The 14295-nt window shown below is 41.3% G+C and carries 11 protein-coding genes and 1 other annotated feature; of the genes, 10 read left to right on the top strand and 1 reads right to left on the bottom strand.

Going from position 1 to position 14295, the window contains the following annotated elements; translation table 11 throughout:
* The first annotated feature begins 40 nt into the window (after positions 1-40).
* The 8 genes from NAF01_RS19260 to dtd all read left to right on the top strand — a co-directional run bounded on the left by NAF01_RS19260 (position 41) and on the right by dtd (position 10364).
* Complete coding sequence (locus NAF01_RS19260) at positions 41-337, top strand: post-transcriptional regulator (protein ID WP_061791152.1); 297 nt, start codon at positions 41-43, stop codon at positions 335-337.
* A gap of 287 nt (positions 338-624) precedes the next feature.
* Complete coding sequence (secDF, locus tag NAF01_RS19255; protein WP_197213322.1) at positions 625-2889, top strand: protein translocase subunit SecDF; 2265 nt, start codon at positions 625-627, stop codon at positions 2887-2889.
* 134 nt (positions 2890-3023) lie between these two features.
* Complete coding sequence (locus NAF01_RS19250; protein WP_222497680.1) at positions 3024-3926, top strand: cation diffusion facilitator family transporter; 903 nt, start codon at positions 3024-3026, stop codon at positions 3924-3926.
* Between the two features lie 24 nt (positions 3927-3950).
* Positions 3951-4268, top strand: coding sequence for a LapA family protein (locus NAF01_RS19245; RefSeq protein WP_048010356.1), 318 nt, complete (start codon positions 3951-3953; stop codon positions 4266-4268).
* A 159-nt stretch (positions 4269-4427) separates the two neighbouring features.
* Positions 4428-6797: a single-stranded-DNA-specific exonuclease RecJ gene (recJ, locus tag NAF01_RS19240; RefSeq protein ID WP_250800986.1), complete on the top strand. Its 2370-nt coding sequence runs from the start codon at positions 4428-4430 to the stop codon at positions 6795-6797.
* The gene (locus NAF01_RS19235; protein WP_048010354.1) at positions 6788-7300 is read left to right on the top strand and encodes an adenine phosphoribosyltransferase; all 513 of its coding nucleotides are present in this window, start codon (positions 6788-6790) and stop codon (positions 7298-7300) included. The genes recJ and NAF01_RS19235 overlap by 10 nt, the downstream gene beginning before the upstream one ends.
* A gap of 413 nt (positions 7301-7713) precedes the next feature.
* Positions 7714-9909: a RelA/SpoT family protein gene (locus NAF01_RS19230; protein ID WP_061791146.1), complete on the top strand. Its 2196-nt coding sequence runs from the start codon at positions 7714-7716 to the stop codon at positions 9907-9909.
* Positions 9910-9923: 14 nt separating this feature from the next.
* Positions 9924-10364: a D-aminoacyl-tRNA deacylase gene (dtd, locus tag NAF01_RS19225; RefSeq protein WP_048010352.1), complete on the top strand. Its 441-nt coding sequence runs from the start codon at positions 9924-9926 to the stop codon at positions 10362-10364.
* Between the two features lie 49 nt (positions 10365-10413).
* Here dtd and NAF01_RS19220 read toward each other — a convergent pair whose 3' ends face one another.
* Complete coding sequence (locus NAF01_RS19220; protein ID WP_250800985.1) at positions 10414-12159, bottom strand: N-acetylmuramoyl-L-alanine amidase family protein; 1746 nt, start codon at positions 12157-12159, stop codon at positions 10414-10416.
* A gap of 228 nt (positions 12160-12387) precedes the next feature.
* On the opposite strand from NAF01_RS19220, the gene NAF01_RS19215 reads away from it, so the two are divergent.
* Entirely contained in the window at positions 12388-12564 is a 177-nt protein-coding gene (locus NAF01_RS19215) for a hypothetical protein (protein ID WP_048010351.1), read from the top strand.
* A gap of 114 nt (positions 12565-12678) precedes the next feature.
* Positions 12679-12918 (top strand) — a binding site (T-box leader).
* A gap of 97 nt (positions 12919-13015) precedes the next feature.
* A complete protein-coding gene (hisS, locus tag NAF01_RS19210; RefSeq protein WP_250800984.1) occupies positions 13016-14290 on the top strand; it encodes a histidine--tRNA ligase in 1275 nt (424 codons plus the stop codon).
* Positions 14291-14295 lie beyond the last annotated feature (5 nt).

Below are 14295 nucleotides of genomic sequence, written 5' to 3'. Positions count from 1 at the left end.
CATAATTTCCATGTTATTAATGGCGGGGAGGCGGCTGAAAATGAAAATCGGCCATGAATATGATTATTTTCGCACTACGGTAAAACCTGCATTGGAAAGCAAACTGGAGGAATTTCGGCTTCTGGGATATAAAAAAGTGACTGAACAGGAACTCTGGGGATATCTGACAAAGAAAAAGTGGAAAAAACCAAAAGAAAATGTCAGGCTATTTCAAATTGTGGAAGAAGTAATGGGGGTAAAGGTGAGTGAATACATTCACTATGCTACCATCGAGTCTTTTAAAGAAGCAGAATTTGATTTAGATAATGAAGAAGAACGAAAAAAACTATTAAAGTAGCCCAGTGTTTCCAATTTTTTCAAGGATTAACATGATATAAGACAAATTGACAGGTTTTACAATCTGTTTCATAATGAAAAGCGGAGTAATCGGCCTTTTTCATGTAATCGGTTATACATAGAATGAAAGTTAAGGACGAGTAGTAAAAGTTTCAAACAGTAGTCTTAATTAACGGGAAGGCTTATTAGATAGTAATGCAGGCTTCACGTGCAGGAATGTATGGTAAATAATGCATCACGCCGCTGATGCAGTGCCTGCGGGCGATAGTTAAGGAGGATTTATTCAGAATGGTAAAGCGCAGCCGTATCGTTGCTTTTTTCCTGATTGTTTTATTATTGGGAAGCTTGGCTGGGGCAACGACAAACAACATCTTAAAAAATATTAAGCTTGGACTTGATTTACAGGGCGGATTTGAGGTTCTCTATGAGGTAACGCCAAAAGATGGGCAGAAGGTGACTAAAGAAGTCCTAGCAAGTACTGCCGAAGCGCTCGACAGGCGAATCAATGTACTTGGAGTCAGTGAGCCGAATATCCAGATTGAGGGAGATAAGCGGGTCCGTGTTCAGCTTGCCGGTGTAACAGATCAGAATAAAGCAAGGGAAATTCTGTCCACAGAAGCTAATCTCTCATTTAGAGATGTTAATGATCAGTTGATGATGGATGGTTCAGATCTTGCTGAAAATGGTGCAAAGCAGACATTTGATGAAAATGGAAAGCCAAGTGTTTCATTGAAGCTGAAAAGCGCTGGAAAATTTAAAGATGTAACCCAAAAAATTGTCAATATGGGAGCGCCAAATAACCTGCTTGTCATTTGGCTTGATTTTGAAGAAGGCCAGGATTCCTTCCAGGCTGAGGCAGCAAAAGAAGACCCAAAATACTTATCTGCTCCACAGGTAAGCCAAATCTTTAATCAGGATACCGTTTCCATTGTGGGAAACTTTACAATTGAAGAAGCACAGACGCTGGCGGATTTATTGAATGCAGGATCCCTTCCTGTACAGCTCGATGAAGTTTATTCAACATCAGTAGGTGCTAAATTTGGTGAGCAGGCAATGGAAACGACTATTCTTGCCGGAATAATAGGAGTATTGATTATCTTTATCTACATGATTGCGGTATATCGTTTCCCTGGATTTATTGCAACTCTTACTTTATCGTTTTATATTTATCTGATTTTACTCGTTTTTGACTGGATGAATGGCGTATTGACGCTGCCTGGTATTGCTGCGCTCATCCTGGGGGTTGGTATGGCGGTTGATGCGAATATCATTACCTATGAGAGAATCAGGGAAGAAATGAAAGTGGGCAGAACAATCAAATCTGCTTTCCAGGCTGGAGAGAAAAATTCACTTTCCACCATCTTTGATGCAAATATCACAACAATTCTGGCAGCAGCCGTATTATTCTTGTATGGGACAAGTTCTGTAAAGGGATTTGCTACCATGCTTATAATAAGCATTCTGGCCAGCTTTATTACTGCTGTATACGGTACAAGGCTGCTTATGGGGCTTTGGGTCCATAGTAAAGCACTTGATAAGAAACCAGGCTGGTTTGGAGTTAAGAAAAGTGAGATCAAAAATATTGCAGAAAATTACGATACCCTTGATTTGCCGACCAAATTTGATAAATTTGATTTTGTAGGGAACCGCAAGAAGTTTTTCATCCTTTCTGCTGTTTTAATTACTGCAGGAATAATTGTTCTTTCTATATTCCGCTTAAATCTTGGAATCGATTTTGTCAGCGGTACCCGGATCGAGCAGCAGGCAAGTGAATCCTTAACAAAAGAAAAATTCCAAGCTGAATTATCAGCTCTTGGAATCGAGACAGATGATATTGTCATCTCTGGAGATAATAATGAAATTGGTGTTGCTAGATTTAAAGATGTTTTAACTAAAGACGAAATAGCAGAAGTTAAAACTCAATTTCATGAAAAATTCGGTCAAGATCCGAATGTCAGCACAGTTTCACCAACTGTAGGAAAAGAACTTGCTAAAAATGCACTGAAAGCTCTTGCGATAGCCTCTGTAGGCATTATCATTTATGTATCCATTCGCTTTGAGGTCAAGATGGCCATTCCGGCAGTACTGGCACTTCTGCATGATGCCTTCTTTATTATCGCAGTATTTAGCTTTACACGCATGGAAGTGGATATTACCTTCATTGCAGCAATTCTTACAGTGGTCGGTTACTCAATAAATGATACAATCGTAACGTTCGACCGGATGCGTGAGAATATGCAGAAAAAGAAAAAACTCAAGTCATTTGAAGATATTGCGGATGTTGTAAACAAGAGTCTTCGCCAAACGCTTGGCCGCTCTGTAAATACTGTTTTAACGGTTGTATTTACAGTCGTTGCGCTGCTTGTGTTTGGAAGTGAATCAATCAGAAACTTCTCGTTTGCACTTCTTATTGGTTTAATAGCAGGTACTTATTCTTCCATTTTCCTTGCTGCACAGATTTGGGCAGTATGGAAAGGCAAGGAACTGAAAGAAAAAGGTGTTATTCATACTGTTAAAGAAAAACGCAAAGTCAGTGACGAACCTCAAGTGTAATAATTACAAAAAACTCAGGCGAGTGCCTGAGTTTTTTTATTAAATCAGGATGCTGTCTATTTTACAAATTTGGTTAATGATTCCGGGAAATAGGATAAACTAATAGCAAGATCAGGGAGGAAGGAAGTATCGCTTTGGAAAATAACGATCGTTTTAAGAAAGCTGAATTTGCAGCTATAATTGGCATCGTGGGCAATATTATTCTTGCCGCCCTCAAATGGGGAATTGGCGTTTATTCAGGAAGTAAAGCGCTGGTGGCGGATGCGGTCCATTCAGCTTCAGATGTTGCCGGATCTTTTGCTGTTTATTTGGGTCTGAGGGCTGCGAAACAGCCGCCGGATGAGGATCATCCATACGGTCATGGCAAAGCTGAATTGATAGCGGCCATAATTGTTGCCGTTCTGCTGTTCCTCGTGGGAATAGAAATCGGAAAATCATCATTTGAATCATTCTTTTCGCCAATTGAACCTCCAAAAGCAATTGCAATAGCTGCAGTGGTGGTTTCCATCGTTGTGAAAGAAGCTATGTTTCGATATAAGTATAATTTGGGAAAGAAACTAAACAGTGATGCTTTAATTGTAAATGCTTATGAACACCGTTCAGATGTTTATTCATCAATTGCAGCTTTAATAGGTATTGGCTGTGCGATTATTGGAGGAAGAATGGGGATCGAATGGCTTGAGTATGCAGATCCTGTGGCTGGCCTCATTGTGTCCCTTATGATTCTCCAAATGGCATGGCGGCTTGGGAAAGAATCCATTCACAGCACACTTGATCACGTGCTTCATGAAGAAGATACTCTTGAAATGCGCAAAACGGCTGAATCCGTCGACCATGTTAAAAGGATCGATGAATTGCATGCCAGGGAGCACGGACACTATGTTATTGTTGATATTAAAGTGTCGGTGGATCCGAATATGACTGTTGAGGATGGACACCGGGTCGGCAAAGAAGTAAAACGCAAGCTGCTCCAATTGGAAAATGTGCAAAATGTCTTTGTGCACATTAATCCTTTCAGTGAAGAACATATAAATTAGAGAATATATCAGGGAGAGGATAGCATGAAATTTCAATGGACTTTATTATTTGGTTTTTTATTTGCGCTGATCGTGGCTGTTTTTGCAGTGATCAATGTCGATAATGTAACGGTAAACTACTTGTTTGGGGAAAGCCAGTGGCCGCTGATTCTAGTGATTTTAGGATCTGTTCTTATGGGTGGACTAATAGTAGGTTCTGTCGGCATTGTCCGCATTTACTCACTTCAAAGGCAAGTGAAATTACTAAAAAGGGAAAATGAAAAGCTGAAAGCAGGAAATTCTGTAAAAGATAATGCTGAGAAGGAAGAACTTGAAAAAGAGCTGGATAGGGATATACATTAAATGAACATGCTTGAGCTTATGCTCAAGTTTTTCTTTTGGTCTCAAAAAGTGACCTGCAGCACCTGTTTTTCTTTCCAGAATTGTATGGATTAACCCGATTTTAACTTATTGAAACACACCTTCCCCTCTTGTATAATTAATAAGCTGAGGGGTGAACGTATGTTACATTCAAGAACGCGATGGATTGTTCGGCAAACAGAGGAGGATAAAGTACAGCGGCTTTCAAAGGAACTGAATATTTCTCCTCTTGCAGCATCGCTTTTAATTAATCGCGGAATGGATACCGTTGATTCAGCACGGTATTTTCTGATGGATAATGAGCAGGAATTTCATGATCCTTTTTTAATGACAGATATGGCAATTGCTGTTTCCAGAATAAAAGAAGCTATTGAAAAACAGGAACCTATTTTAATTTTTGGTGATTATGATGCGGATGGTGTGACCAGCACTTCTGTCATGGTGATGGCACTTAAAGATCTCGGTGCTGCTGTCCAATTCTACATACCGAATCGTTTTACGGAGGGCTATGGGCCAAATATCCCGGCTTTTGAACATGCAGCCGAAATTGGCATCCGTTTAATTATTACTGTAGATACTGGAATCTCTGCTGTAAATGAAGCAAAAGCTGCAAAAGAGCTTGGAATGGATTTGATCATTACAGATCACCATGAGCCCGGCCCCGAGCTTCCTGAAGCATTGGCCATTGTGCATCCTAAGCATCCGCAGAGCAGATACCCGTTCCGGGAACTTGCCGGTGTTGGGGTAGCATTTAAGCTTGCACATGCGCTTTATGGTGAAATGCCTGAACACCTTTTGGAGATAGCTGCGATCGGCACAATTGCTGATCTTGTTTCTTTAACAGGAGAAAACAGACTTATTGCCAAGCGCGGGATTCAAAAGCTGAAATCAACTAAAAATACAGGTTTGAATGCTTTGTTTAAAGCGGCACGAATCGAGCTTCCATCCATTAGTGAGGAAACGATCGGCTTTACAATCGGCCCTCGCCTCAATGCAGCAGGAAGGCTTGAAAGCGCGGATCCTGCTGTGGATCTGCTTTTGACAAATGATCCTTATGAAGCACAAGCCATTGCCGAAGAAATTGAAATGCTGAATAAAGAAAGGCAATCTATTGTCAATGACATTGCAGCGCAAGCGGTTCATGAGGTTGAAACAAATTTCCCAATCAGTGAGAATTCAGTTATTGTTGTCGGGAAAGAAGGCTGGAACGCCGGGGTAATCGGAATAGTAGCTTCGAAGCTTGTCGAAAAGTTTTACCGCCCGGCCATTGTCCTTAGTTATGACAGTGAAAAAGGGCTGGCGAAGGGTTCAGCAAGAAGTATAGAAGGTTTTGATCTGTTCAAGAATCTTTCTGAATGCCGGGATATCCTGCCTCACTTTGGAGGTCACCCGATGGCAGCGGGTATGACTTTATCCATTGATTCGGTTGATGATCTGAGAAGCAGACTGAATACTCTTGCAAATGAACAGCTGAGTGAGGAAGATTTTATTCCTGTAACCTCTATTGATGGGGTTTTCCATTTAAAAGATATCAATCTTTCTTCCATTGCGGAAATGCAGCTGCTTGCTCCATTCGGGATGGGAAATGCGAAACCAAAAGTAATGATAAAAGATGCTAATATTGCAGCTATGAGAAAGATCGGATCTGAACAGAACCATATTAAAGTCACAATCGAGAATGATGGATCTTCACTTGATGGCATCGGTTTTGGACTTGGGCATTTGCATGAACATATTTCCCCATACTCCAAGCTGTCCGTTATTGGTGAATTATCCATTAATGAATGGAATAATATTAAAAAACCGCAAATTTTCCTGCAGGATATGGCAGTCAACTCCTGGCAGCTCTTTGATATCCGGAGTTTAAAACGGCTTGAAAGGCTCCAAAGTGTCATTCCTGAGGCAAACACAACCTGGTTATTTTTTAATGAGGAATATATTTCTAAATATAAACCATTTGCAGGGGAAAACATGGTGAAAATAACATCTGCAGAAGACGCAGAAGACATAAAAATAGATGGCTCAAATGTTGTACTGGCTGATTTGCCGCCTTCAAAGGAAATTCTTGCACAGGTTTTCTCCGGAAAAAAACCTGCCAGAATTTATGCTCATTTCTATAAAGAAGACAGTGACTTTTTTAGCACATTACCAACAAGAGACCATTTTAAATGGTACTTTGCCCTGATTGCTAAAAAAGGTTCAATTGATATCAGGCGTCATGGGAATGATATAGCGAAGCATAAAGGATGGAGCAGAGAGACAGTAGATTTTATGTCTCAAGTGTTTTTTGAATTGGAATTTGTTAAAATAAATAATGGTGTCATTTCGTTAAACAATACATCCACTAAACGTGATTTAGCTGATTCACAAACTTATCAGCTTAAACAGGCACAATACACTCTTGAGAGCGATTTGCTCTATTCATCCTTTCAGCAGCTCAAAGACTGGTTTGATGAAGTTATGCAAGGGGCTGTAAAACTTGAGGAGGCAAAGGAAGAAAAATGGACTTAAAACAGTATATAACAATTGTAGAAGATTGGCCGAAGCCAGGCATTAAATTTAAAGATATTACAACTCTTATGGACAATGGTGACGCATATAAATATGCTACTGATCAAATTGTTGAATATGCCCGCGAAAAGAAGATTGACCTGGTTGTCGGCCCTGAAGCCCGCGGATTCATCATCGGCTGCCCTGTGGCTTATTCTTTAGGTGTAGGCTTTGCCCCAGTCCGAAAAGAAGGCAAACTTCCACGTGAAACAGTCAAGGTTAATTATGGCCTAGAATATGGCAAAGATGTTTTAACCATTCATAAGGATGCCATCAAACCAGGGCAAAGAGTCCTGATTACTGATGACCTCCTTGCAACAGGCGGAACAATCGATGCAACTATCCAGCTGGTTGAAGAACTTGGCGGAGTAGTGGCAGGCATTGCATTCCTTATTGAGTTAACATACCTTGACGGGCGTAAAAAGCTCGACAACTACGACATTCTGACATTAATGCAGTATTAATTTTTTTTATAAAGAGAGCGCCATTCGAAATGGGGCTCTTTTTAATTGGCTGTTTTTCTCAAGTTTGTTGTTTTTTGTATTAGATATGCTGAGCTGATTGGAGCGGAATCAACGGACAATATTGATAAGTAAAAACAATAATTTATACGAAAAGAGCCTTTTAATTTATATTAGAAAATAGTTTTTAAAGGGTTTCCAAATCCATTTATGGAAAAACAATAAAGGAATTCGGACAAAAAACGACAAAACTTTTGTTATTCCCATAAAAATAACAGTCTATCCCTTTACATCTTCACTTTTTTTTTCGATAATAGTAGCAATATTAATTTTTTTAATAACTTGTTATTCATTATCAATTTCAAAATTACTACATTATGCAACTGCATAAAATTCAGGGAGATAAAGGTGATTCCATGGCGAACGATCAAGTTCTGACCGCCGAGCAAGTCATCAACAGGGCAAAAGAATATTTAAACGATGAGCATGCAGAGCTTGTTAAAAAAGCATACGAGTTTGCCAAGCATGCCCATCGTGAACAATATAGAAAATCCGGTGAACCATACATCATCCATCCGATCCAGGTAGCAGGCATCCTTGCAGATCTGGAGATGGATCCATCTACGGTTGCAGCCGGCTTTCTTCACGACGTGGTTGAAGACACCGAAGTCTCATTGGAGAATATCGAAGAAGCCTTCAATTCAGAAGTGGCCATGCTTGTCGATGGTGTAACGAAGCTGGGGAAAATTAAATATAAATCTCAGGAAGAGCAGCAGGCTGAAAACCACCGGAAAATGTTTGTGGCTATGGCCCAGGACATCCGTGTAATCTTGATAAAGCTTGCTGACCGCCTTCATAATATGCGGACACTTAAGCATCTGCCTGCTGAAAAGCAGCGCCGCATTTCAAATGAAACACTTGAAATCTTTGCACCTCTTGCCCATAGGCTTGGAATCTCCAAGATTAAGTGGGAGCTTGAAGATACCGCATTGAGGTACCTAAATCCGCAGCAGTATTACCGGATTGTAAACCTGATGAAGAAAAAAAGGGCGGAGCGGGAAGAGTATTTAGATGATGTAATCAATGTTATGAGGAGCAGAATGTCAGAGGTCTCAATTAAATCAGAAATCTCCGGACGCCCTAAGCATATTTACAGCATCTACCGTAAAATGGCCCTTCAAAATAAGCAATTCAATGAGATATATGATTTGCTGGCTGTACGCATTGTTGTTAACAGCATTAAGGATTGCTATGCGGTTCTCGGGATTATTCATACTTGCTGGAAGCCAATGCCCGGCCGCTTCAAAGATTATATTGCCATGCCTAAACAGAATATGTATCAGTCACTTCATACTACGGTTATCGGACCAAAGGGCGACCCTCTGGAAGTCCAGATCCGCACCATGGACATGCACAGAATTGCAGAGTTTGGTATTGCTGCACATTGGGCTTATAAAGAAGGTAAAAGAGTGAATGAAGGCTCTTCTTTTGAGGAGAAGCTGACATGGTTCCGTGAAATCCTGGAATTCCAGGATGATGCAGCCAATGCTGAAGAATTCATGGAATCATTGAAAATTGACTTGTTTTCCGATATGGTGTTTGTTTTTACTCCCAAAGGGGACGTCATCGAGCTTCCTTCCGGATCAGTCCCAATTGACTTTGCTTACAGGATACATTCAGAAATAGGAAACAAGACAATCGGCGCCAAAGTGAATGGGAAAATGGTAACCTTGGATTATAAGCTGAAAACCGGAGATATCATTGAAATTCTGACATCCAAGCATTCCTATGGGCCAAGTAAAGACTGGCTGAAGCTGGCTCAGACTTCACAGGCAAAAAATAGAATTCGGACGTTCTTCAAAAAGCAAAGAAAAGAAGAAAATGTGGAAAAAGGGAAAGAGCTGGTTGAGCGGGAAATCCGCAATATGGATTTCGAGCTGAAGGAAATCCTGACACCTGATAATGTCAAAAGGATTGCAGAGAAATTCAATTTCGCTACTGAGGAAGATATGTATGCTGCTGTTGGCTATAATGGGGTAACAGCTCTTCAGGTTGCCAACAGGCTTACAGAAAAATGGCGCAAGAAGCGCGACCTTGAACAAACCTCCGATATTACAAATGCTGTTTCGGAACTAAAGACATTTACTTCAGCTAAAAAGCGCGAATCCGGTGTCCGGGTTTCCGGCATAGATAACCTGCTCATTCGCCTTTCACGCTGCTGTAATCCTGTCCCAGGGGATGAAATCGTCGGGTTTATTACAAAGGGCAGAGGTGTCTCTGTACACCGTGATGATTGCCCTAATATCGAAACGGATGATGCAAAACAAAGGCTAATCCCGGTAGAGTGGGAAACAGCATTAAATGACCGGAAAGAATATAATGTTGAAATTGAAATTACCGGTTATGACCGCAGAGGATTATTGAACGAGGTTCTTCAGGCTGTTAATGAAACGAAAACCAACATTTCAGCCGTATCAGGCCGTTCTGACCGAAATAAATCAGCAACGATCAATATGTCCATTGCTATTCACAATGTAAGCCACCTGCAAAGGGTTGTAGAGCGGATAAAGCAAATCCCTGATATTTATGCGGTAAGAAGGATTATGAACTAAAGGGAGCAGATAGAATGCGTGTTGTAGTGCAGCGAAGCAAAGAAGCCAGCGTAACGGTGGACGGAGAAACCGTTGGAAGCATCAAAAAGGGGTTTGTTTTGCTCGTTGGAGTCACCCACGAAGATAAAGAAGAGGACGCAGCTTTTCTGGCTGATAAGATTGCCAATCTTCGCGTCTTTGAAGATGATGCCGGCAAAATGAATCTATCACTGCTCGATCAGGAAGGTGAAATTCTTTCGGTTTCGCAATTTACACTGTATGGAGATTGCCGAAAGGGCAGACGGCCCAATTTCATGGATGCGGCCAAGCCTGCGCACGCCGTGAAAATCTATGATGCTTTTAATCGGTTTCTGGAAGCTAAAGGCCTGAAAGTCGAAACAGGTGAATTCGGCGCCATGATGGATGTTCAGTTAACCAACGATGGACCTGTTACCTTAATCTTAGAAAGCAAATAATGAACGCAAAAAGCCCCGGCATCCTAATTTGAGTGCCGGGGCTTTTTGGCTAATTTTTAAAATAGCGGGCAAGTCCCTGATAAATTCCTGCTGCTGCTGATTGCTGATACTGTGCAGAAGCAATCAGGGCTTCTTCTGCCGGATTGCTAAGATATCCGAGTTCAATCAGAACAGCATTGCGTTTGTTCTCCCTGATTACATGATAATCTCCGACTCTATAGCCCCGATCTCTCAGGTTTGTCATCGCTGTTACATTGGAGTGGATATTGGCGGCGATTTCCTTTTGGAAAGGATGATAGTAATAGGTAGTCGCTCCTCGTGCAGTTCGGTCCGGCGTACTGTCATAATGAATACTGATAAAAGCATCTGCATTGTGATGATGTGAAATGCCTACTCTCGAAGGCAGCGGCAAATAGGTATCCCCGCTCCTGGTCAGAATGACATTAGCACCTGCAGCCCTTAATTTTTCGGCAAGCACTTGAGCTGTCCTGATAGTAATGTCCTTTTCACGTGTTCCTCGTGCGCCCGTTGTACCATTATCACGGCCTCCATGACCGGGATCAATGACAATAGTTTTATTATTCAGATGCTTTTCTGCTCCCGGCTTTGTTACTGCAGGTGCAGATCCTTTAACTGAAACGATCCACCCTGCTACAAAACCCTTTCCGCCGTTTGGCAGGCGAATTTCATACCAATCATTATTCAGGCTCATTATTTCAAAGCTGTCCCCTTTATTTGCCCTGTGGACGACAGCTGAATGGGTACTCGCTTTTTTTCTAATATTTGATCCGTTATGTAAGATAATTGCAGAACTGCCGTTTACATTTTGCTGAGATGAGCCGGAGTTCTCTTGGGCTGTTATGTCTATGAACCAGCTTGCCGCCCATCCATAAGAACCAGGCTGATATTCAATCTTTACCCAATTATCAGCTTCTTCATGAATGGAGAAAGCTTGGCCTTTGGCAACTGAACCAATTGGTTTTCCATTTAAAGATGCTTTGTTTCTTACGGTTAAAGTGGTTGCTGTTACAGTGCCTGTTTTTCCGGATGAAGCCTTTTTTGGTTTGCTTTCTGATTGTGAGGATTGAAACGTAATAAATTGGCTGCTGATCCATCCTGTATTTCCCGAGAAAGAGATCTCTGTCCAGCTGCCATTTTGAGAAAGAACAGCAACTGTCTCCCCCGAATTAAGTTTGCCGATGATGTCACTTTGAAGAGAAGGCTTGTTCCTGACATTTAGAGAGTCTGCTGTGATCTTCCCGGTTTGACTGCTGCTGGATGAACTTTTCTTTTGTGTGCCGCTGAATTGGACAAATTCATTTGCCACCCAGCCATCTCCATATGGAGTTTGAATCTTAACCCAGCTTCCTTCTGTGCTCTTGACCTCATAGGCTGTGCCTTTTTGGATAGTCCCCAGAACCCCGTAACTTGTACCAGGTCCCTTTCTCACCCTAAGGCCATCTGTTGTGATAACCGCCTGGGAATTTTCACCTGCCATTTTTTCCCCTGTCTGATTTGAAGTCAAATTGGAAACAAGCCAGCTTGCGACATAGCCATTTTCCCCCTGGAAATTAATTTTAATCCATTCTCCTTCACGGGAAAGGATGTTAAATTGATCGCCTTTTTGGGCTTGTCCCAGAATGGGGTAGCTTAAACCTGGTCCTTGACGTACGTTAAGATTGCTGGTGGTGATTGTTACAGAACTGTTTTCAGCTTTAACCTGTGTTTCCGTCTGTGTTATGCCGGCAAAAAGCATAAGGCATATCACGAGAATAAGTGGCTTTCTTTTCTTCAACAGGCTGCCTCCTTTCATAATTAAAATCCTTATTAAAAGAAAAACAAACAAGGTGCCGGCAGTCAAGAGAACTTTGGTCCTAAAATACTTCTCCATCTTGTGCAATATCCCTTCTAATATCGGAATATCAGCGATCAATTTTAGCTGGGAAATTAATTTGTCCCTTATGAAACATTTCAACTGAAAATGGCAAGAATAGAACAGACTACATAAAAAAGGGTGAGCACAATGAGATTTGGAGAAAAAGGAATGTCTGCACAATCTGGTGAAAATCAGCTGTTTGGGGTGGATTTTCATGATTTTATACAAAAAGAACAGAACTCAAACATGATTGAACTCGCGTCAGAGTTTGGATTATCTCTTAGGGATGTAAGAAAACTGAAAAAAAGGCTGGAACGATCATAGCATGTTTTTAGTCTTGACATTGAAGGAAATGCTCCGTATTATAATATAAATAAAATGACAAAACAATTAAATGTCTAGCTGCAGCGCCCGACCAAGGCGTTCATGCTTTTCGATAATAAACCATTGATGGAGAAGAGTAGTTAAACCCCACATGAAAAGAGAGAGAATGCCGCCCGGCTGAAAGCATTCTCACATGATGATTTAACGAAAGAACACTTCGTAGGTTTCTCTCTGAAAAGGATTCATCTTTAGTAGGAGCTGAACGTTAACAGGCGTTAACTGTAAAAGAGGAAGTCTATTTATAGGCTTCAACTAGGGTGGCACCACGGGAAAAACCAAACTCTCGTCCCTTGTATTTAATATACAAGGAGGCGGGGGTTTTTTTATTTTTGCGATTGCAAATCTAAGAATTTTATACATACTTATCATTTTGCATTAGGAGGTAATTTTCATGTCAATTCGAATACCGAGGGGAACGCAGGACATTCTGCCTGGAGAAGTTGAGAAATGGCAATTGATTGAAGTAAAGGCAAGGGAGCTTTGTGAGAAGTTTCAATATCGTGAAATCAGAACACCTATATTCGAACATACAGAATTATTTCTTCGCAGTGTGGGAGATACAACGGATATTGTTCAAAAAGAGATGTACACGTTTGAAGACCGCGGCGGTCGCAGTCTGACCCTTCGTCCTGAAGGAACTGCTTCAACTGTAAGGTCATTTGTTGAGCATAAAATGCATGGCGATCCAAGCCAGCCTGTAAAGCTTTACTATATGGGGCCAATGTTCCGTTATGAACGCCCGCAAGCTGGTCGCTTCCGCCAGTTTGTCCAGTTCGGAGTCGAAGCGATCGGCAGTGCTGATCCGGCAATTGATGCAGAAGTAATTGCACTGGCAATGTCACTTTATAAAAGCATGGGCCTGCAAAAGCTTAAATTGATTGTGAACAGCCTGGGAGATAAAGAAAGCCGAACTGCACACAGAGAGGCTCTGGTCAGCCACTTTAAGCCGCGGATCGGTGAGTTTTGCCAGGATTGCCAGAACCGTCTTGAGAAAAATCCAATGCGCATCCTGGACTGTAAACAAGACCGTGAACATGAACTTATGAAATCTGCTCCATCCATTATTGATTATTTAAACGATTATTCAAAAGCCTACTTCGAGAAGGTTCAAAAGTATTTAAAGAACCTGGATATTGATTTTACGGTTGATCCAAATCTTGTTCGCGGCCTGGATTACTACAATCATACTGCCTTTGAAATTATGAGTGATTCCGAAGGTTTTGGAGCTATAACTACTCTTTGCGGCGGCGGACGATACAATGGCCTTACTGAGGAAATTGGCGGTCCTGAAGCGCCGGGAATTGGATTTGCTTTAAGTATAGAGCGATTCATTGCTGCTCTTGAAGCGGAAAAGGTCGATTTACCTCTTATTAAGAGCATTGATTGCTACCTTGTATCCCTTGGGGAGGAAGCAAAGGATTATACAGTCGGCCTTCTTCAAAAACTTAGGATGGCAGGATATTCTGCTGAAAGAGATTATCTTGACAGAAAAATTAAAGCGCAGTTCAAAGCGGCAGACCGTTCAAATGCGAAATTTGTTGCTGTCCTGGGCGAAGATGAACTTAAAGCGAATAAAATTAATGTAAAATCGATGGAATCAGGGGAGCAAACAGAGGTTGACCTTGATTCGTTTATAGAGAAATTCACAGCACTTTATCAATCATAAACTTG

This window comes from Cytobacillus firmus (assembly GCF_023657595.1).
In the GTDB taxonomy this organism is placed as follows: domain Bacteria; phylum Bacillota; class Bacilli; order Bacillales; family Cytobacillaceae; genus Cytobacillus; species Cytobacillus firmus_B.
Note: the sequence above shows the minus strand (reverse complement) of the source record. Positions and strands in the feature narration are given on the sequence as shown.